General features: G+C 57.0%; 15 protein-coding genes. 5 read left to right on the top strand and 10 right to left on the bottom strand.

Annotation, left to right across the window (positions count from 1 at the left end; all coding sequences use genetic code 11):
• Positions 1-22: 22 nt before the first annotated feature.
• From METFOR_RS03735 to METFOR_RS15235, 4 genes are all read right to left on the bottom strand, one after another.
• Positions 23-1,654 (bottom strand): PKD domain-containing protein, encoded by a 1,632-nt coding sequence (locus tag METFOR_RS03735; RefSeq protein ID WP_015284768.1) that lies wholly within the window; start codon positions 1,652-1,654, stop codon positions 23-25.
• Positions 1,651-8,100 carry a PKD domain-containing protein gene (locus METFOR_RS16135; RefSeq protein WP_015284767.1) on the bottom strand — a complete coding sequence of 2,150 codons (6,450 nt, stop codon included), beginning with the start codon at positions 8,098-8,100 and terminating at the stop codon, positions 1,651-1,653. The genes METFOR_RS03735 and METFOR_RS16135 overlap by 4 nt, the downstream gene beginning before the upstream one ends.
• A gap of 351 nt (positions 8,101-8,451) precedes the next feature.
• On the bottom strand, positions 8,452-9,360 hold the full coding sequence (locus METFOR_RS03725; protein ID WP_015284766.1) for a hypothetical protein: 909 nt from the start codon (positions 9,358-9,360) through the stop codon (positions 8,452-8,454).
• 36 nt (positions 9,361-9,396) lie between these two features.
• On the bottom strand, positions 9,397-9,837 hold the full coding sequence (locus METFOR_RS15235; protein ID WP_148277586.1) for a hypothetical protein: 441 nt from the start codon (positions 9,835-9,837) through the stop codon (positions 9,397-9,399).
• Between the two features lie 29 nt (positions 9,838-9,866).
• Here METFOR_RS15235 and METFOR_RS03715 point away from each other — a divergent pair, with 29 nt between their 5' ends.
• The gene (locus tag METFOR_RS03715) at positions 9,867-10,166 is read left to right on the top strand and encodes a hypothetical protein (protein WP_015284765.1); all 300 of its coding nucleotides are present in this window, start codon (positions 9,867-9,869) and stop codon (positions 10,164-10,166) included.
• Between the two features lie 421 nt (positions 10,167-10,587).
• Positions 10,588-10,737, top strand: a complete 150-nt coding sequence (locus METFOR_RS15485) for a hypothetical protein (RefSeq protein WP_015284764.1) — start codon at positions 10,588-10,590, stop codon at positions 10,735-10,737.
• A 127-nt stretch (positions 10,738-10,864) separates the two neighbouring features.
• On the opposite strand, the gene METFOR_RS03710 is transcribed toward METFOR_RS15485, so the two are convergent.
• Positions 10,865-11,329: a tetratricopeptide repeat protein gene (locus tag METFOR_RS03710; protein WP_158491344.1), complete on the bottom strand. Its 465-nt coding sequence runs from the start codon at positions 11,327-11,329 to the stop codon at positions 10,865-10,867.
• A gap of 286 nt (positions 11,330-11,615) precedes the next feature.
• On the opposite strand from METFOR_RS03710, the gene METFOR_RS03705 reads away from it, so the two are divergent.
• Positions 11,616-11,891, top strand: a complete 276-nt coding sequence (locus tag METFOR_RS03705) for an RIO2 family protein (RefSeq protein ID WP_015284762.1) — start codon at positions 11,616-11,618, stop codon at positions 11,889-11,891.
• 70 nt (positions 11,892-11,961) lie between these two features.
• Positions 11,962-12,237, top strand: a complete 276-nt coding sequence (locus METFOR_RS03700; RefSeq protein ID WP_015284761.1) for a TOBE domain-containing protein — start codon at positions 11,962-11,964, stop codon at positions 12,235-12,237.
• Between the two features lie 142 nt (positions 12,238-12,379).
• On the opposite strand, the gene METFOR_RS03695 is transcribed toward METFOR_RS03700, so the two are convergent.
• From METFOR_RS03695 to METFOR_RS16130, 5 genes are all read right to left on the bottom strand, one after another.
• A complete protein-coding gene (locus tag METFOR_RS03695; protein ID WP_015284760.1) occupies positions 12,380-12,664 on the bottom strand; it encodes a hypothetical protein in 285 nt (94 codons plus the stop codon).
• A 618-nt stretch (positions 12,665-13,282) separates the two neighbouring features.
• Positions 13,283-14,143, bottom strand: a complete 861-nt coding sequence (locus METFOR_RS03690) for a (Fe-S)-binding protein (protein WP_015284759.1) — start codon at positions 14,141-14,143, stop codon at positions 13,283-13,285.
• A 6-nt stretch (positions 14,144-14,149) separates the two neighbouring features.
• The gene (locus METFOR_RS03685; protein WP_015284758.1) at positions 14,150-14,857 is read right to left on the bottom strand and encodes a GTP-binding protein; all 708 of its coding nucleotides are present in this window, start codon (positions 14,855-14,857) and stop codon (positions 14,150-14,152) included.
• Complete coding sequence (locus METFOR_RS03680) at positions 14,854-15,642, bottom strand: ATP-binding cassette domain-containing protein (RefSeq protein WP_015284757.1); 789 nt, start codon at positions 15,640-15,642, stop codon at positions 14,854-14,856. The genes METFOR_RS03685 and METFOR_RS03680 overlap by 4 nt, the downstream gene beginning before the upstream one ends.
• A gap of 107 nt (positions 15,643-15,749) precedes the next feature.
• Positions 15,750-18,230 carry a PKD domain-containing protein gene (locus METFOR_RS16130; protein WP_015284756.1) on the bottom strand — a complete coding sequence of 827 codons (2,481 nt, stop codon included), beginning with the start codon at positions 18,228-18,230 and terminating at the stop codon, positions 15,750-15,752.
• Between the two features lie 207 nt (positions 18,231-18,437).
• Here METFOR_RS16130 and METFOR_RS03670 point away from each other — a divergent pair, with 207 nt between their 5' ends.
• A complete protein-coding gene (locus METFOR_RS03670; RefSeq protein ID WP_015284755.1) occupies positions 18,438-19,949 on the top strand; it encodes a hypothetical protein in 1,512 nt (503 codons plus the stop codon).
• The last annotated feature ends 89 nt before the right edge of the window (positions 19,950-20,038 follow it).

Raw genomic sequence — 20,038 nt, 5'->3', positions numbered from 1 at the left:
CTGTCATCGTACAGCCTTCCGGCTAATCCACTGTAATGAATCCGGTCTTTACCGTTGTGTTGGTCCCGTACTCGTTCGTAGTCGCGAGACTGACCGTGTAGAGACCGGGACGGGTATAGGTGCAGAACGGGGTCTTCTCTGTGCTGTCAACCGTGCTGTCGCCGTTGAAGTCCCAGGCCCATGCGGAGATGTTCGTCCCGACGGAGGTATCGCGGAACTGGATGGTGAGCGGGGCATAGCCCCAAGTGGTGTTCACGGCAAACCGCGCCCGTGGCCTTCCGTCCGTCACAGCGATGAACGCCGGCATGAGCTTTGTTGCCGTGCCGCGTGCGTCCGTGACCGTGAGGTTTACCGCATAATCTCCCGAAGCGGTGTACACGCAGACCGGGTCCTTTTCGGTACTGTCGATTGTACCATCGTTGTCGAAGTCCCAGGCCCGGCTGGCAATATTCTCCCCGGTGGAGTTGTCCGTGAAACGGACGGCAAACGGCGTGATCCCAGCGGTCTCGTTTGCCGAGAAGTCCGGGGTGGCACTGCTTCTCGCGGTGATGAAATCGATGGCGGAGATCGCCTCCACCCCATACGGGTTGGTGATCCAGAGGTTGACCGTGTAGTTCCCGGGTTTTTTGTACACGCAGGCCGGGTTCCGTTCGGTACTGTCGATGACGGTATCGTTGTCGAAGTCCCAGGCCCACCCGGTGATGTCCTTTGCTGTCGTGTTGTCGGCAAACTGCACCCAGAGCGGGGCAAGGCCTGACGTGACGTTTGCGGTGAAATCGACCGCTGCGCCGTTTGTCACGGTGACGAACGCGGGGACCGATGTCGTGTTGGTGCCGTATGCGTTTGTGACCGTGAGCCGGACGGTATAATCCCCTGCGGTAGTATAGACGCAGACCGGGTCTTTTTCCGTGCTGTCAACGGTGCCATCGTTGTTGAAGTCCCATGCCCTGGCGGTGATATTTGCCCCGGTCGAGTTGTCGTACAGCCGGACGGTGAGCGGGAGGCCCCCGAAGGTGGTGTTGGCGGTGAACCGGGCAATGGGAAGGGGGTCTTCTACGGTGATGAATTTTTCCAGGATGGTCGTGTTCGTTCCCGAACTGTTGGTTGCTAGGAGGCTGACCGTGTAGTTCCCCGTGAGGTTGTACACGCAGACCGGGTTCTTTCCGGTGCTGTCGATGACACCGTTGTTGTCGAAGTCCCACGCCCACGCGGTCACACCCTGTGCTGTTGCATTGTCGGCAAACTGCACGGCAAGGGGCGGGAGGCCTGAGGTCGCGTTCGCCACGACCACCGGGACGGGGCCGGGGTTTGCCACGGTGATGATATCCGTCATGGTGACGGTCTCCGTCCGGAAGCTGTTCGTCGCCCAGAGTGTCACGGAGTAGGTTCCCGGCAGCCGGTACACGCAGACCGGGTCCTTCTCCCGGCTGTCGATGATCCCATTGTTGTCGAAGTCCCACGCCCACGATGTCGGGGCCCCGGCAGAGGTGTCGGTGAACTGCACCCAGAGCGGGGCCGTTCCGGAGGTGACATTGTACGCGAAGTCCGGCTGCGGGGGGATGTTCTGCGCTGCGGTATCCGCTGACGCCCCGCATGCGAGGGCGAGCAGGAGGATGGCGGCGATGGCCCGGGGGATCCACGGTCCGGCTGTCATTTTTCATCCCACCGGAGCGGGTCGCGGTCACGCCGCCTCTTCTTCAGATAGCCGGCGGTTGCCACGGTAAGGATGGCAATTGCGGCGATGATCTCTGCGGCAAGGAAGAGCGGGTTCTTCCAGAGTGTTTTCATTCCCGGCCCGGTTGCGTTGCTGACGGCTGGCATGATGGATTCCTCCTGCGGTGCGGGCTGCACCTCTCCGGTCGGCCACGGGGTTATCCTCACCTTCGGTTTCGTGGGTTCGGTTTGGACCGGGGTTGCGGTCGGCGTGGCGGTCGCGGTCCCCGTTGCCGTGACGGCGGGAATTGCTGTGGTGGGCGGGTAATAAGTATAACTGTCGCTCCCGCCATAATACGACCAGGACGACGAGGAGCTGCTGGTCGTTGTCGTCACCGGTGCGTATGCGGTCAGGACGAATGTCGAGAGCCCCTCGGGTGAGACCGCAACAAAGTAGTCGTTGCCGTCCGCAGCGCAGAGGCCGGTCCATTCGGTTGTCAGGAACGTGACTTTCCCGGCATCCGACCGGTGCATGACCACGATGCGGGATTTGCCGCCGTTGTCCTCGACCCAGGTGTGGTTGACCGCCATCGTGATGTTGGCACTCTGGATGATGCCGCCGGTGCCGGAATTGGCGATATCGGTCTTGGTGAAGTTGACCGTGTACGCGGTTGCCACGATCTCCTTATTCTGCGAGGAGGCCGCCAGCGTGAACGAGCTCCAGACCGATGCGTCGGGATCGGACGAGATGGTGCTGGTGATGGCGGCCGTGCTGTTGGGGACCTGTGACATCGTCAGGGAGAGCGTGACGTTCGGGTTGCCGAGCGACTCGATCGGGACGGTGACATTCGCGGCAACGGCCTCGACGCTCTGCACGGTGCCGGTCAGGTTGCCCAGTCCGTCATCTGCCGGAGCGGCAGCAAGAGCGACATTGAGGTGGTCCCAGGTGCTGCTGACATTGGTCACGGTTATGATATTGCTGCTGGTGGTCGAGTTGCTGGCGTTGACCGCGATGGTCTGGGCGGAGCCGGTTGTTGTAGCGTTGACGCCGGTGAGGGTGAAGGCATTCGTCGTCTCTTTCGGGGCCGTAACGATGATGTAGCCGGACCGGGTCTTTGTATCGGAGCCCTTGCTGTTGGTTGCGGTGAGCTTGACCGAATAGGTGCCGGCTGCCGTGTAGGTGTAGTCCGGGATCTGTTTGGTATTGTCGATGACTCCGTCATTGTCAAAGTCCCATGCCCAGCCGGTCGGCGTGTTGAGCGAGGTGTCCTTGAACCTCGGGTTGAATGGCGCGATGCCTTCGGTCTGGTTGGCGGCGAAGTCCGCGACCGCGGGGAGGCCGATAGACGGGGAGACCACGATATATCCGCTGCTGTTGATCTCATTGGTGAAGCCCATGCCCTTGGCGGTCTTCCAGCCATAGACGCCGAAACTTGCTGTGTCAGGAAGGTTTGTGAAGGTGTACTGGATCTTCACCGCACCGTTATTGACGAAGCTGGTGTTCTTGACGGCCCCGACCCGGGTATCGATGAACATGAGCTGGTACATGTATGCCGTACTGTTCATGTCCTCACCATGGATGAGCGGGTAGTCGACATCGCCCTGCGTGGGTTTCCAGTTCTGCGGGCCGTAGAAGAGGTCCTTCTTGGTAAATGTCTGGTCGAGAGCCGCGGACTGGTACGTGCCGGATACCGGCGCAGAGCCGGAAACGGGTGTCCACGTGTATCCGCTCGTCCTGATCCTGACCGCAAAATTATCCGGGACCGTGCCATTAACGGCAACCAGCAGGATGACGTCGTCTTGGTAATCGGAACTTATGGCATAGAACGTCCCGTCCTGGCTGACCGTTTCTGTTATCTTCCCGGTGTTGTCAGAGGCATCCGTTGAGATATGGAGAGACGCGAGGCCGCTGCCTTTCGAGGCTGAAGGTACGTAATAGGTCCCGTTATTCGTAGTATCCCACTGTATGCCATCGTGGTTTGCTGTCCGGATATAGACATTGTGGTAGTCGGGCAGGGCTCCGGTCTCGTTGGCCACGTAGATGAGGCTTGACGCCGAGTGCGTAGTGCTCCCCTTGCTGTTGGTTGCGGAGAGTTTCACTGTGTAAGTCCCGGCTGTACCATAGGTGTGCGTCGGGTTCTGGTAGGACGATGCCCCGCCATCGCCGAAGTCCCACGTCCAGCCGGTCGGAGTGTTGGTCGATGTGTCTGTGAAAGTCACGGTCAGCGGGGCGACACCGTTGACAACCGATGCGGTGAACGAGGCGACCGATGTTCCGGCGGATTCCGACACTGTGATGTAATTCGACCGGGTAACGGTGTTGGATCCCTTGTCGTTGGTTGCGGTCAGTTTGACCGTGTAGGTACCGGCGCTGCTGTAGGCATGGACCGGGTTCTGTTCAGCTGATGTGCTGCTGTCGCCAAAGTCCCAGGACCACGAGGTCGGGACGCCGGTCGACGTGTCCGTGAATTGGATTGGTGCAAGGATGGCCGCGACGGTTGTGTTCGCCGTGAAACCTGCTACCGGTCCGACTGATCCTCCGGTCCCGACAACCGAGTACCCGCTCATTGTCTTATCGGAAGTGAGTGCGTTGGTCCAGCCGATCATATCAGCACCGGCATTAGAGTTCTTGCAGTACCCATAGACGCTGAATGCCGCAAAGGAGGTCAGGTTCTGGAATGAGTAGTTGATCCTTACCGCACCGTTATTCATGAGACTCGAATCCGGATGGAGCACCCCGGAGTTCAGGTCAACGAACATCAGCTGGAAGGTATTTGCGGTGTTGCTCATGTCCTGTCCCGAATAGATGGGATAATTCAGGCCGTCCGCCGTGGGTTTCCAGATCTGGGGGCCGTACCGGAAGTCGCTGCCCGAGAACGTCTGGCTGAGTGCCGAGGACTGGTAGACAATGCTGTCGGCGGTGGGAGCGGTGTTGCTTGCGGTATTCGGGGTCCAAGTATACCCGTCGGAATTGATCGTCATCCGGAAATCGTCCGGAAGGGTTCCGTTGACCGCGACCATCAGGATGATCTCGTCCTCATATCCCTTTCCGCCGGAATCTGTGGCATAGAACGTCCCGCTCTGGTTCTCGGATATGGTCACCTGCCCGTAATTCGCTGTCGGGTCTGTGGAGATGTGCAGGGCGTTCAGTCCCTGGCCTGCACCCTGGAATAGGATGTGGTAGGTGTTGTTGCTGAAGGAATTGTACTTCGGTCCTGCAGTATTTGCAACAGCGACATAGATGTCGTTGTAGGTCGGGAGCGGCTGGGTTATCGCAATATAGGACAATTTCGACACAGTATCCGGCCCTACACCGTTTGTTGCCGTGAGTTTTACTGTATAGGTGCCAGCTGTCGTGTAAGTGTGCGCGGGATTCTGGAGAGAGGATACCCCGCCGTCACCGAAGTCCCAGGACCAGCTTGTCGGGGCATTCGTCGACTTGTCGGTGAACTGGACTGCGGAACCGACCGGTGCAGATGTTGAATTTGCCGCAAAATCCGCGGCCGGGGGGCTGGTGACCGGGTCCACGGTATACCCGCAGGCATCATTGTTGCTCGTCATGATGACGCCGGTGCCGTGGTTGGACCGCATGTACCAGCCATAGGCATTGAACACCGCCCGGCCGGAGAGGTTGGTGAAGCTGTAGTCTACCCGGAGCTGGCCGTTGTCAGGCAGGCTCGTGTTCTGGCACGTGCCGGCCCGGAGGTCGACGAACATGATATGGAACTGGTTGATCGGGTCGGTCTGGTCCTCACCGTAAAAGATCGGCCGGTCCGCGGTGCTGTCAGGCTTCCAGCTCTGCGTGCCGTAGATGAAGTCGTTCTTGTCAAAGGTCTGGTCAACCCCGGTAACGCGCTGGGTCTCGCCCGGGGCGGCGAACTGCCAGATGTTCGTTATGTCCGGTGAACCGACGTCAAATATCTCGCCGGTCGATTTGATATGGACCTTAAAATCGTCCGGGATGGTGCCGTTGACGGCGATCATCAGGATGCCGTTGTGCATGGTCTGCTGCCCGCCGCTCTGCGAGATCCAGAAGTGGCCGGACTGGCTGGACGTGGTGGTGCGATCGGCAGCGTTCCAGCTCGAACTCAGCGCGGAGATGCGCATCGGGTTCGTCCCGCCGCCGGCGTTCCGGAACATGACCCAGTAGGTGTTCGGGACGTAGGTATAGGCGCCGCCGGAGTTAAACACGCCGTTCGGTACATCGAACCTGACACCCTCGTCGTTGGCTGTGTAGATGTTGATGAAGTGGAAGTTGGAGAGCGGGGCCTCCGCCGCAAGGACCGTGACGGGATACGTGCTGGTGTTGGTGCTGGTCCCCTGGGCGTTGGTTGCCGTGAGCGTGACCGTGTAGTTCCCTGCCGAAGTGTAGGTATGCGACGGGTTCTTCAGCGCCGACGTACTGCTGCTGTCCCCGAAGTTCCAGCTCCACGATGTCGGGTAGTGCGCCGAGGTATCGTTGAACTGGACGGCCAGGGGCGCAAGGCCGACGCGGTGGGAGACCGTGAGGTTTGCCACGGGCGCGGCCGGGGCATCGATCGTGATATAGCCGGTCTTCGTGAGGATATTGGATCCGTATGAGTTGGACGCGTTCAGGCTCACATCGTAGGACCCGGCTGACGAATACGTGTGGACCGGGTTCCGGAGCTCGCTGTACGTCGCGTCGCCAAAGGACCAGTTCCACGCGGTCGGGTTCAGCGTGGACGAGTCGGTGAACTGGACGGCCAGGCCGGGGATGCCGCCGGTCTGGTTGGCGGTGAAGGATGCCACGGGGATGGTTGGAGCAGAGACCGCGATATATGCCTTTTTGCTGGTGGTGTTGCTGCCCGCGGGATTGGTCACCGTGAGGTTGACCGTGAAGTTTCCCGGTGCCGTATACGTATGGGTTGCATTCTGGCTTGAAGCGTAGCTGCCGTCGCCAAAGGACCAGTTCCACGCAGTCGGGATATTGGTAGACTGGTCGGTGAAGCTGACCGGCAGGTTATAGAACCCCCCGGTGACGTTTGTGGTAAAGGCGGCTGTCGGCGCCGAATAGACCTTGATATAACCCGTCCTGCGGAGGTAGTTTGTCGTCCCGTACGTCTGGTTGACGATGGAAAGGTTGACCGTGTAGGACCCGGGGGATGTGTAAGTGTGGGACGGGCTCTGGAGCGTTGAGGTGCCGCCGTCCCCGAAGTCCCAGGACCAGGACGAGGGGCTCACGGTCGAGGTGCCGGTGAACTGGACGGCAAGCGTCTCTTTTCCGGCGGTCTGGTCTGCGGTGTAATCGACCACGCCGTTGAAGGCGTATAGTTTCCCCTCCTTCGTTGCGACGTACACGGTTCCGTCCGACCCGATCGCGGGGGAACCTTGTATATCTTGAGCTAATCCTGTCCCAAGTGTGAAGATCCATTTCTGGGTCGCGTCAGGGTTCAGCGCATAAAAATTCCTCGTTTTACCTGAAGCTGTCGAATAGGTCCCGAAATAAATCGTGCCATCAGCGCCGATTGCGGGGGCTTCCGGTATCATTGCAGATGTAGTAAAGTTCCATTTCTGGGTTCCATCAGAGTTCAGCGCAAAAAACTTCCCATTCGCATAACGTGATCCGATATAGATCGTCCCATCCGAGCCGACGGCGGGTCCGGCAGCTATCGAATATCCGGTCGTGAAATTCCATTTCTCGGTCCCATCCGGGTTCACCGCCCAGAGCTTCTTGTCCGTATATGACGTTACATAAATCGTGCCATCAGCACCGATTGCTGGCTGGTTATAAACAGATCCCCCGGTTGTGAAGGTCCATTTCTCGGTCCCGTCTGGGTTCACCGCCCAGAGTTTCTTGTCAGCATAGGTTCCGATATAAATCGTACCGTCAGGGCCGATTGCCGGTGAACCTCCCCGCATACCTCCCCCGGTTGTGAAGTTCCATTTCTCGGTCCCGTCCGGGTTTAGCGCATAGAGCTTGTTGCTGCTATAACCTGGCACATAAATTGTACCGTCGGGGCCAATTGCCGGTGAGGCCTGGACTGATCCCCCAGTTGTGAAGTTCCATTTCCGTGTCCCGTCTGGGTTCAGCGCGGTTAAATTATAGTTCGTGTAGTCCCCGAAGTATATCGTGCCATCGGACCCTATTGCAGGTGAATAATAAAGATTCCCTCCGCTATAGTATGTCCACTTGACGGACCCGTCAGGGTTGATGGCATAGAGATTCTTGTCGCCATAATTCGGGATATAGATAGTACCATCCGGCCCAATGACCGGGCTACTATACGTGAAGTTACCGGGTGCTGGATAGATCCATTTTACCGTAGCGTCCTGCGAACCGATGAACGGGGACCGGCCGGTGTTGTTGAGATCGTATCCGTACTTCGGCCACGGGCTGTTGGCAAGCCCGCCATCCGCCATGGCAGGAACCATCATGAATACAAGACAGAGCAGGAGCGCCGCTACCCGGAAGAGCCGCGGGATCATGAAACTCCTCCAAGCGGATTGCCAGACGGTTCATCGCAACGCGGCCGGTTTCCAAGGACAACCGGGGATTGCATCGGGAAAATCGGCCCCGACATATGCCGGACGAGGAACTGTGCCGGGGGTGGGGTCCTGAAGTACATCAGGCATATATTGGCCTCACCACATGTAAAATGTTTTCACTTTATTTTTTATAATTATTAAATGAATTATGTTAATAGGAATTTTTCAGTTAATAATCTCCGCTTGATCCGGGCCTGGCAGGGTAAATCCCATAGGAACGGGTTCGCGAAAAAAAGGAGATTGCATGCCGGTGAACCGGCATTGTTCCGGGATTTGTTCCAGGTTGCCAGATCAGGACCCGGGGAGGATTACCTGGTATCCGCTCTGTGCTGTCCCGCTCAATGCATTGAGCCAGTGGATAGTGCCCTTTGCCTGCGGGGCGTCCCAATTGTATACGTAAGTGTTGAAGGTCACATTCATGGGATCCTTGGGGGTGCTTGTGATCGAGTACGAGACATTGATCGTACCATAGTCCTTCAGGTTCTGGTAATTTGCCCAACGGTTCGATACCAGTCCCGCATTGAGATCAACCAGAATCAATTTGAAGTCCTTGTCGGCTGCCATGTCCTGGCCGCCATAGATCGGGTAGTTGTCCAGAGGTGCGAATTTCCATCTCTGGGTAACGTCACCATTGGTGTTCTCCAGGTAATTGTCAACATTGAACGAGCGGCTCACTGTTGAATAGTTGTAATACAAATCATCATAACCTGGATCAAACCAGTCCGGTGCGACTGCTCCCGCCAGAGGGTCCCAGTTGTATCCTTTCGCATCGATCTGGATCGCGAACTGGGCCAGGTCCGTCTGGTTGGTGCTGTTGACCGCTATCAGGAGAAGGGCGGCATCATCGCCGGTATGCCCACCGGTGCTCGATACGTAGAAGTAGTGGGATTTTTCCGTCGAATTCGTGAGCTGGCCGTAGGGACTGGAGAAGCTGTTGGTAATGTGGATCGCGTTCATCCCCTGCGTCCCGTTCACCATCCAGAAATAATAGCTTCCGTTACCATTGTAACTGAAATCGTGGTCATTGCCATCATTATCCCCGTGGGTCCTAATCCCGTTTGCGGGAATAATGAAGGTATCGTTGTTCGACGACCACGCGTTGCTCGCCGCCACCGGCACCACCGCCAGCGCGACAAAGAGGAGGACGACCGCCGAGGCCATCCACCACATCCTGTTCATGTGTGTTTGTTCTTTTCTCATACGAAAACCTCCATGCAGGGCTCCGCCCTGCATGCGTCAATAATTTGCATTAAACTCTTGCAAATTATCAACTAATTTTAATTGATCGCGTATAAACTGATATATCTTTCGATTGCATAAAAATTGTAAATATAATTCCTTTTTGGAAATTTGAGAATAATCAAACCCGGATTTCTTTCCGACAAAGGTGGCGCGCCACACTGCACCGGGGATGGCCGGCAGGGAAATGTTTTTCATAGGGTTGGGATCGATCCAGATATCAGACACCTGACCGGGACCGGCCTGATCCGGGCCCCGCCTTTCCATAGATCCGGCCGGGCGGCAGCACAAATCCTGGCGCAGGCCAGCCGCACGGGAACTGGAGACGGGACACAGGCGAACCGGGAAAGCGGACCGGGCGGTGGAGAAAGATGCAGGAGAAAGGGAGAGACCTGGCGGGGGTCGGCGGGGGATTTTCCTCACAAAGTTGATGACCACGACAATACTATATCTGCTGAGTGATTGACATGGCGGAATATAAGAACACCGAGATTATTTTTATTGTCGAAGAATCTCCGGAAGGCGGATACGAAGCCCGGTCGTTGAACCATTCCATCTTCACGGAAACAGATACCTTTGACGAACTCAAAGAGATGGTTCACGATGCGGTCTCCTGCCATTTCACCGGTAAGGACCGGGCCCGCTTTGATCCGGCTCCACATGGTAAAAGAGGAACTGATAGCAGTATGAAACTGCCGAGGAATGCCGATGGCGACAAACTCACCCGCCTTCTTCCTGCGGTTCGAGCACTACCGTATATTGCATGATCATTCCTTGGTCGTGCAGGCAATACCTGTTCTCTGTCATGACGAAACGCGATCCCGTTAAGCGGAGAATGAGAATATCAGGAACAGCACTCTCGGAAAAGGGTCTGCCGGGAATTCCGCTGCGCCAGGAACCCGTGCACACCAGCGAGCCGGATTACCGGCCGGAGTGGTGCGCCGGAATCGACAACCTGCCTAGGCCATCACGTACCGCGTCGCACGTCCCTTTCCATCGATCCTGATGACGTTGTTCTCAACAATCCGGATCAGTTCTTTCCCGGCAGCCTGCTGGTAAATGCCATACGATCGCATCAGATCGCTGTTTTTCACCGGACCATGCGAGGATAATCGTTAGTAATCATTCCGAAGATCCCGAAATATCATATGTACCAACACAAATATACTCCGGAAATAAGTGTTGTTGATGACACTGACCGGTGAGCAGAAACTGGTACTGAAAACCATCTTCCGGATGAGTACCGGCAACCCCTCCGTCCTGCTCGAACGGGGCCTGATAGAAAACGTCCGGCCAAGCCGGGAACGGATGGAGGAAGTTCCGGCACAGCATATCTGATTATGTGACATCCCGGGGAAATCCCCCATCCGGAATCGCTGGAATAACATCAGCCGCATTCATGCCTGAAGCCGGGCCGGATAATCAGGAAAGAACCCGTGGGGGATATTATACCGGGTCGGGACGATTACTTCGAGGAGATCTGGATTTTTTTATAAGAACCCAGCCTGAGGATACAATCAAGTTTCTTGACCCCTTTAATAGTCGGGTCGATTTCAAGAGCCCTGTCATAGCACCAGATTGCTTCCTCATAGTATTCGAGATCCCGGAGAATCCTCCCTTTCGTCAGCCATGCCTGGGAAAAAAAGAGATTTATCGATAATGCTTTGTTCACATTCTCAAGGGCGACTTTGTGCTGCCCCAACTGGTAATATGCATTCGCAATATGGAACCAGGCGTTCTCATTTTTCGGGGTGATTTGCAGTACATTGTCGTAGGCGTTTATCGCCTCCGTGTACCGGCTGAGTTTATAGAGTGAATCTCCAATAATGAGCCAGGCAACAGCATTTAACGGATCTTGTAATAGCGCTTTTCTGCAAGCAGTGATTGCCCGGTTATATCGGCAATTCTGGAAAAACTCCAGCCCGATCAAGGTCCAATCACTGTCATCTATCAAAATAAACACCGGATTCTGCTGATGAGGTACAGCAGTATAAGGTAAATAATGTTACTAAATTCAATGGCAATGTCAATATATATAATTAAACATGCATTGTTTAAATAAGTACTACATAGATCATTGAAAACAGGAAAACCTGATAGTCTAGGAAAAATTGCTATACCGGAGTATAGTCGCGTACTAGACACGACACCGGATACCGGTTCATCGATGGAGGAGATAGATTCCGGACATCAGGGTAAATAAACCCATCACAGATATGGTGTTGATAACACTGAACAACGAGCAGGAAAGGGTCCTCTCCACTATCTTCCGTCTCAGTACCGGCAACCCCACCGTCCCGGTCACCATCGGCGCAATCCACCATTCCTTCACGGACATGGACGTCAGTGTCCTCGTCCGGCACCTCTCCGTCCTGCTCGATCTCGGCTTGATCGAAAACGCACGCCCGGGCCGCGAGCGGCTGGGGAACACATACCGGATCACTGCAGCAGGGATCGCGTACTGTTCGCATTCAGGTAAAAATGAGTTGTGATACCTGTTGTGCCGGACAGGAAATGCACTCAATGTAACTGTTTACCTGCACCTCCCCCGAGATACTCTACATGGTAAAAGGAAAACCAAAGCTATCCTTTTATACCAACACGGTAGATTGTGTCATGGTGAAAACCATGAAGATCAGTGCACGAAACCAGATTGCGGGCACCGTCAAGTCCATCAAGAAGGGCCCGGTAAGTACGGAAGTCGTCATCAATATTGGCGGCGGCCACGAGATGGTCTCCTCGATCACCACCCACTCGGCAGAGTCCCTGAAGCTGAAAGAGGGCTCCAAGGTCTACGCAGTTGTCAAGGCCTCCGAAGTGATGGTGGCAGTAGACTAATCTCTTTTTTTTGTTGAGGGTCTTCAGACCTGAAACACGAGAAGAACCGTAAGGTTCTTCGAATTATTCGAGGGTCTTCAGACCTGAAACACGAGAAGAACCGTAAGGCTCTTCGATGTGTTCGTGCATCATCAGATCCCGGTTAAAACCGCGTCCCGAACAGCGCATCCACGTATTCCGAAGGATACGCCCCCTGCTCCGGCGCGAACCAGACCTCTGCCTCCCGTTCGCCCACGATCAGGTTGATCTCCACGAGCCCGAACTTGTGGATGATGGCCCGTGTGCCGGACGGCGTCTCGCGGATATACAGTTCCTGGTCCTGTAGGAACGCCTCGATGTCCTCGTCCGTAACCGGGCGGGAGAGCCGGTACATCCGGCGCGTCCATCCGGGGAACGGGGGAACCGGGTCGGTGAACGGTGAGGTCATCTGCTTCAACCATAGGTAATGGTTCCCGGGACTTAATGCCAGCGGACGTTTCCGAAGATACCGGTGCCCGCTAGCCGGGGAAGGACAGCATCGGTTTCGCCGGGAGGGGCGGGGTCCGTCCTAATCGTCATCGTCGATATACACGATGGGGCAACAGGCCGGGCATATACAAAAGGTGTCGGGCTTTTTTCCTGCCGGGTACTCCCGGTTGCAGGCCCTGCAGCGGAGTTTTCGCCCGTCTGGAGGAATCTGTCGAAGGCGATGGTTTGTCATAAGAACGAGAACGCATGCAGGGATTACCGGTTCCTGTCGGGAACCGGTCCTGACCACGGACCGGCTCGCTTCCAGACGTATCCTGATCGTTGATGAGACTCTTTGTTGTGAGCTTATCCTGTTCATTTGTCCGTTCGGTTGACAACGCATCTCAATCTCTTGGGCACCTGGTGTGTGATTGCCGTATGGCTCGATGGATCTTTTTTGGAAATGCGTTATCATCCATCTGATAGGCCGGAGCCGTATAAATAGTTAATTATTTCACTTTAATTAAAAAGAAAATCAACAATTTTTAGTTGATAGCCGGTATTCCCGAGGTCGTTGGATGGCATGTTGCGGAACCGGTCAGTCGTCGTCATCGTGCCCGTGCCTAGCATGGCCGTGGCACCGGCCCCGGCCGGACCCCGGCACGTGCCCGCCGGGACCATGGTCCTCATCCTGCCACGATCGCTCCAGTACCCCGCCTTCCGAAGTGTGGACACGGATTCCATCGATGAGAACCGTCTTGCACTCTCCCGAGGCATCCTGGATGGAGACGGAATCGCCGGGCCGGATCGTGATGTCTTTTAACTTCTCCCGCTTGCCGTGCATCTGGAGGTCCTCGACCAGCACGTGGGTACCACAGGACTTGTTCAGCACCATCTGCACAACGCCCGAGTGGACCAGCTGCCGCATGCAGTGTGCCGGGAGGAACCGCATCCGGAACCCGACCACGGGTTCGTGCCGGACGGTCCTCGCAATACCTTCGAACCCGATCTCGTGGTAGGCCCGTATGTCAAACACCTTCGTATCCGTACGGGCTGCCATCGGCCCGACCGTATGGCAGGAGAGGATGCCGGTCACGGGATCGACCGAGAATACTCTGAGCACGTGCTGGATGGGACAACTTGGCTCCACCGGCCGTCCCCGCAGGATGTCCCCGGGAAGAAGATCCCACCGCTCGGCAAGGTCCGGCCGGAGCAGCTGGATATGCCGGCGGGCCGAAGGCTCGTTCGGGAACGGGTGGATCGCAAAATCGTAATCGAATCCCAGCAGGTCCCGGCCGGATCCCGGTCGGGCAGCCGGCAGTGAGTCCCGCTTCTCCGGCCGCTCGTAATACGGGCAGTCCGGAAGATCTTTTTTCCCCTGCCGGGCCAGGAGCAGGAAATCGCTGCAGTTTGCGGCCCCGCAGGCCCCGCAGTTCCGGCCGGGAGGTTCCCATGCCATCCCGTTTCACTCTCCCCGGTACAGGTCGTCGGCGCCATCGAGGGTCTTTAAGATCCCGAAGTGCTGCTGCCACCCGATCTCCTTCTTCCCGGCACAGATCGTGCACACGGCAAGGGGGGGCATGCCCCGGAGCACGATTGCATCCGGGTCGAGGATCTCCGGCATCGCCCGGATCGCCTTCATCAGGAACCGTAGCCCGGTCCCGTGCACCGCGTTCGTCTCGATGATGTCGGCACGGGGGGCAACCTCCCGCACCCGCTCCCGAAATACTTCCTTCTCCGCCTGCGAGATCAAATCCACTTTCGTCACGACCGCGATATCGGCAAGGGCGATCATGGGCGCCATCTTGAGGGGGCTGTTCGTTCCCCCGACTGCAGAGAGCACCGCGATCCCGAGCGACTGGGTAGTGTACGGCGTGCAGCGGAGGCAGAGACCGGCACTCTCGACAATGAGGATGCCGGCACCCAGGTCCTCTGCCCACGAGATCGCATCGCGGAGCACGAGGATCCCGGTATGGTCGGGACAGACATCGCCGGAATAGACCTTCTTCGTCGGGATCTTAAATTCCGCTTTCAGCTCCTCGTCTTCGAAAGCACGGACAACATCGATCTTTAAGAATGCGATCAGGTGCTCTCCCGCAAGCTGCCGGATGATCTGCCGGACAACCGCAGTCTTACCGGCGCTTGGCGGCCCGGCAAGGATGATGAGCTTCAATTCGTATCAGCCTCCTCGGTTAGGATCTCCCCGGCCCGGATCTTCTCCCGTACCCGGGAGAAGGCGCCATCGATCCAGGTCATCCGGGTGAGGACCGCCTGCTCGCGGTCGCCCGGTTCGAGGAGCTTCTCCACCGAACCGTTCCGCATCACGATACGCCGGTCCGAGAGGAGCGCGAGGAGGGGGTCGTGGGTGACGAAGATGACAGCCTTGTTGTTTTTCCGGAGGGAATCGATCACGTTCTCCTTGAAGATCCCCCCGCTCTCCACTTCGTCAAGCAGGATGATCGGGGCGCTGCTCACGGCAATGGCATCCGCAATCAGGAGCGAGCGGGTCTGCCCCCCCGAGAGCGCGGTCATGCGCATCGTGCTGTCGATCTTCTCTCCGGTGAAGCGATTGGCAAGCGTGATGGTCTCTTCCGTGCGGGTGGTATCGGCGATCTTCCGGGCCTTCACGTGCATCTCCAGGAACTCGCCGACCGTGAGATCCGCGAGACACTTGGTGTTCTGGGTGATGAGCGCGATCGGTTTTTTTGCCGGGTCCCGCACCATCTCGTCGGGGGGCACCTCGCCGTTGACGAGCACGGTCCTCCCGGTCACGGTATCTCCGCTCGCAAAGACCTCGATGTCGTTGATGAACGCGGTCTTACCGGAGCCGGTCGGCCCGACGATCGAGACCAGATCGCCTGCCCGGATCGTAATCTCGGTAAATGACTCCCGGTTCCCGTCCTTTGATTTGCCGGGCAGGACCGTTATCGTCTGGATCTCGCTGGACTCATCAGGCATGTACGGATACTCCTCCTCAGGTTCCGGACCGGGATCTCCGGGCAGTCACGGGATGATACTCTCCGACACGGTAGCTGTCCCGTTTCATGGGGAGCTCTCTTTGTCATTCACATCTTCCTCCAGATGACAAGACCCGCCCCGATAACGGCGACCACGATAATGGCATCGAAGAGGAGCCCGGCGATCTTCTCCCCCAGCGGCGAGGTTCCCCCGGCTGCACCCGGGCTCTGGTTTACCGCCGGTGTCGGCGCCGGGGTACCCGACGTAACGGCCGCAAGGGCAAATGTCGAGAGGCCGGTTGGCGAATCGGCCGTGAAGAGCTCGTTGCCGCGTTCGTCCGTCCCCAGGTACCGCGTCGGGAGCACCGTTGTCCTGCCATCGTCAGCACGGTGGATGATCACGACCTGCCCGGTTCCGCCTTGTGAAGCGACCCAGGCTGGGCTGACCGCCATCGAGATGGTGGCATCCCGGATGATCCCGCCGTTCTCCTCATTTGCGATACCGTCCTTGCTGTATGCCACTGTGTACGCGACTGCCGAAAGGTCATTGCCGTTCGCCTTCACGGCATCCCGGAAGGCGGTCTCCCCGGCAGGCCCGCACCCGGAGACAGCAGTGCTCGTGATGGATGCCGCCGAATCGGGAAGCCCTGCAAGGCCCAGGGACATCGTGACCGAGGGGTTCCCGAGCGATACTGACGGGACCGTAACCGGCTTTGTCTCTGCCTGGACGCTTTTTATCGTACCGGAAAGAGTCGTCCCATCGTTTACCGGCGGGGCGGCAAATGTGATGGCAACATTCTCCCAGCTCCCGCCGGCACTGTTCAGCCTGACAACGCTTCCGGACGTTTCGGCGGGCGCCTGCCGGGTATCGATCGTCACGTCCTGCTTCCCTCCGTTCGTCCCGGCCCGGACACCGCTGAAGGCAAACGAGCTGGTGGAGACTGCTGCTGCTTCTCTTTTCCCGGTACCCGGATTGCCCTGCCCGGCCTCAGCCTTATCCGACGATATCCAGCCAATATCGCTGTCAAGGGACACCTTGTCGACGACGTGGATGTAACCGGTGCGGTTCACTGAGAACCTCCCTCCATCGCTGGTAGTGACTACTAAATTCACGGAATACGTGCCGGGACTTTTGAATACATAGGCGGGATCTTTCACAGTACTCTCAGGCTTGCCGTCACCGGTAAAGTCCCATGCCCAGGCAATCGTCCCGGGAATGCCCGAGACATCGGAGAACTGGACGGAGAGCGGGGCTACGCCGGAGGTAACGCTGGCAGTGAAATTGACAGGATACGAAACACCGGTGAGAGGGTTCGTGTAGCTGCCGTTCTGGTTCCCGGTGCCGGTTGCTCCGCCACTGTTTGCCGCGGATCCACCCGTCGGTGCCGTGACTATGATAAGGTTTGTCTGGGTTTTTGTTGTCGTAATACCCTGGTTATTGGCATCCGTGAGGGCAACCGTATAAGTCCCTTCCTTGGTGTAGACATGCACCGGGTTCCTTTCGGTCGAAGAAAACCCGTCCCCAAAATCCCATGCCGAGAGGGAAATTGTCTGGACAGTGGTGTCGTTAAAATGCACCGTAAGAGGAGCCGGACCGCTCACGGGAGCCGCGGTGAAGTTGGTCTCGGGCCCGCGGTAGGATGGGGTACTGCCGCTATAGGTCGGGAATTCCGATGCCCGGCTGGCGTATTGGGGCCCGAGCACCGTATATCCGCTGATCATGGACGGGTTGCTGTTCTGAGACGGGGATGTAACGCCGTTAGTCCAGGAGATGCCGTGCCCCGCTGGTGCATTATCGGCCCAGGCGTACACGTTGAACGTAACGACTGTATCCAAGTTCTCTATCGTGTAATCGACCCTGATCGCCCCGTTGTCTTTCAGGGAGGTATGATCAAGATCCCCGTTTGGGCCGAGATTCCCGCTCTTGAGATCCACGAACATCAGCTTCCAGAGGTTCGTGGTATCGGACATATCCTGCCCATAATAAAGGGGGTAGTCTGCCGGCTGGTTGTTCCCGCAGGGTTTCCAGGTCTGCGGTCCGTATACAAAGTTGGATCGGGTAAACGTCTGGTCAACGGCACCGGAACGGTACGTTATCTCAGAGAGTGTTGGCTGGTAACTCAGTACGCCGTTCGGCACCCAGATATACCCGCTCGATTTTATATGGATGGCAAAATTGCTGGGGATATCACCTTTCACAGCAACCAGGAGGATGAAGTTGTCATCATACCCACGACCGCCGGTCTGCGTGATATAGAACGTCCCGGACTGGGAAGTCGTCGTTGAAACATCCCCGAAGTTGCGACCCGTTGAATCGAGCGCCGATGTCGACGAGATATGGATTGCGTTGATACCGCCCCCCCCGGACTGGTTGAACTTGAAATAATAATCCATGCCGGTCGGCGCCGGGGGATTAGCTACGGCAAGGTTGTCGACATTGTGTTTTGCCGGGAAGATACCGAGCGCAGTGGAAGAATCATCCGCTCTTGCAGGCGGGATAGTGACCGCTGCAGCAAGGAAGAGTACGAGAAGGGATAGTATCCATAATTTCCTGATACTGATAGGGAAATCTTGTATTTTTTCATTCATTCGTGTGCTCCGGGGCCCTTCAAGAAGTTAATAATATATCTTTAATTTCAAAGTTAGATAATCATTTTTATTTGATATCCCGGGAAACCAGTATGTCACCCGACGGTGTTTCCTCACCGGCACTATCCGGAACAACCAGCACTGTTGCGGGAAAATACAAGCATAAGAGATAATGTCACAAAGAAGGAACGCAAAGCGGCGGCATTCATGAGACCTTTCGTCACCATAGCAGGTATTTTCATCATATTCCTTTGCGTACCGATAGCCGGTGCCTCGGAAGTTGCCCTCACAACACCCCAGAGTGAATATTATTTTCCGACCGGCAGGGAAGCCGTCATCCCCTTTACCATTGTAAGTACTTACGACCACGATATCACCGGGACCCTGACGAGGACGGAGATCCTGATGGGGCCCGAAAATGGCGGAGCGCAGACAGCGGGCGTCCATTCCCAGGCCTTCTCCGCGTTCACGGAAATGCGCACCGTTTCCCTTCCCGTTGGAACATCGGACGTCCCGGCCGAGTACCTCCTCACGATATCGTTTGATTACCAGGAAGGAGGAGACCGGCGTTCCAGCCTGGGGGGGATAGCGGTCCATTTTGTCATGGACGCAGGGAATACTGGCAACAACCAGGACACTCTGGTCAGCACCGATAACGGAATTACATCTGCCGGGGCACCTTCAGGGAGTCCTGCTCCCGCAACAAAATCACCAGACCAGGATCTGCAGGCCAGACTCCAAAATAACCAGATGCCGCAGGATATAGCCCTGCTGAAAAACACCCTCGGGCAGGAAAGGAATGTTTCAGGCAGTGATACCGATTCCCTCAGGGCGTATGTCCTTTCGGATCCGATTGTCCTGTCGATAAACCAGACCCTGGCCGGTGCGGGATTCTCTCTGGAAAACGCCGACTTCAGACCGGTATCAGCCAGTTCCGGTTCCTTTACCCTCACCTATAAATCCGGAACAAAAACCGTTCAGGTCTCCGGCCCGGTACAGGATACCCGGGTTGGTTTTGCCGAGGAGATCTCAAATAGTGCAGTTCCCCTGCCACAACCCCTTGAAGACAATACAACGTTCCGTCAGTATGGCAACAGCATGGCAGAGGCCGGGTTCACTGTCAGCCGGACCCGGATCAACGTCACGCCGGGATGGGATACGATCAACCTGTCCTATACAAACCAGGGGGGCCGTATCGTCCGCTTCAATGCGCAGGTTGAAGGAGGGACCGTTGTTGCTGCGGAGGGGGAGAGCCCGGAAGACCCGCTAGCCCCCATCCTTCCCGTCATTTCCTTTGGGGCAATCCTCCTCATCTCCGCAGGGATCTGGTACCTGGCCAGGACGCACAATGGAGGGGTCCCGTTACCGGCACCTTTACCGCCCGGGCCGGAACCGCAGGAGTCGTACAGGAAGATTGCCAGCCGGCTCCTTGACGAGGCTGAGCGGGAAGCCGCAGGGGGATCCTGGCCGGAAGCGTACCGGAAGACCGGGCGGGCGGTACGGGTCTTCGTATCGCACGAGAGGGGGGATGGCAGGGAAACGACCAGCACCGAGGTAGAACGCTTTGTACGACCCTCAGCGGATTCCGCTGGTATCGGATATATCCTTGAACGGTGCAGGATCGTAGGATTTGCCCGGGGAACGCCGAACCCCGCGGAACTCCGGAAAATGATAAAGGATATCCGGGTGCTCCTGAAAGAGGAGCTGGTGGCGGGATAGTCCGGTCAGCTAAGGAACTCACTGCAAATCCCGTTCAGGCTTTCCTGTTAACATTTGCAAAAGGTTAAACAAAACAGTAGCATATCTCT

The organism is Methanoregula formicica SMSP (assembly GCF_000327485.1).
Lineage (GTDB): Archaea > Halobacteriota > Methanomicrobia > Methanomicrobiales > Methanospirillaceae > Methanoregula > Methanoregula formicica.
The sequence above is the reverse complement of the archived record's forward strand: the minus strand, read 5'-3'. Positions and strand labels throughout refer to the sequence as shown.

Coding starts and splice junctions, on each gene's coding strand:
- METFOR_RS03735 (WP_015284768.1), bottom strand. CDS start 1,654: ATGACAGCCGGACCGTGGATCCCCCGGGCCATCGCCGCCATCCTCCTG.
- METFOR_RS16135 (WP_015284767.1), bottom strand. CDS start 8,100: ATGATCCCGCGGCTCTTCCGGGTAGCGGCGCTCCTGCTCTGTCTTGTA.
- METFOR_RS03725 (WP_015284766.1), bottom strand. CDS start 9,360: ATGAGAAAAGAACAAACACACATGAACAGGATGTGGTGGATGGCCTCG.
- METFOR_RS03715 (WP_015284765.1), top strand. CDS start 9,867: ATGGCGGAATATAAGAACACCGAGATTATTTTTATTGTCGAAGAATCT.
- METFOR_RS15485 (WP_015284764.1), top strand. CDS start 10,588: ATGACACTGACCGGTGAGCAGAAACTGGTACTGAAAACCATCTTCCGG.
- METFOR_RS03705 (WP_015284762.1), top strand. CDS start 11,616: ATGGTGTTGATAACACTGAACAACGAGCAGGAAAGGGTCCTCTCCACT.
- METFOR_RS03700 (WP_015284761.1), top strand. CDS start 11,962: ATGGTAAAAGGAAAACCAAAGCTATCCTTTTATACCAACACGGTAGAT.
- METFOR_RS03695 (WP_015284760.1), bottom strand. CDS start 12,664: ATGACCTCACCGTTCACCGACCCGGTTCCCCCGTTCCCCGGATGGACG.
- METFOR_RS03690 (WP_015284759.1), bottom strand. CDS start 14,143: ATGGCATGGGAACCTCCCGGCCGGAACTGCGGGGCCTGCGGGGCCGCA.
- METFOR_RS03680 (WP_015284757.1), bottom strand. CDS start 15,642: ATGCCTGATGAGTCCAGCGAGATCCAGACGATAACGGTCCTGCCCGGC.
- METFOR_RS16130 (WP_015284756.1), bottom strand. CDS start 18,230: ATGAATGAAAAAATACAAGATTTCCCTATCAGTATCAGGAAATTATGG.
- METFOR_RS03670 (WP_015284755.1), top strand. CDS start 18,438: ATGAGACCTTTCGTCACCATAGCAGGTATTTTCATCATATTCCTTTGC.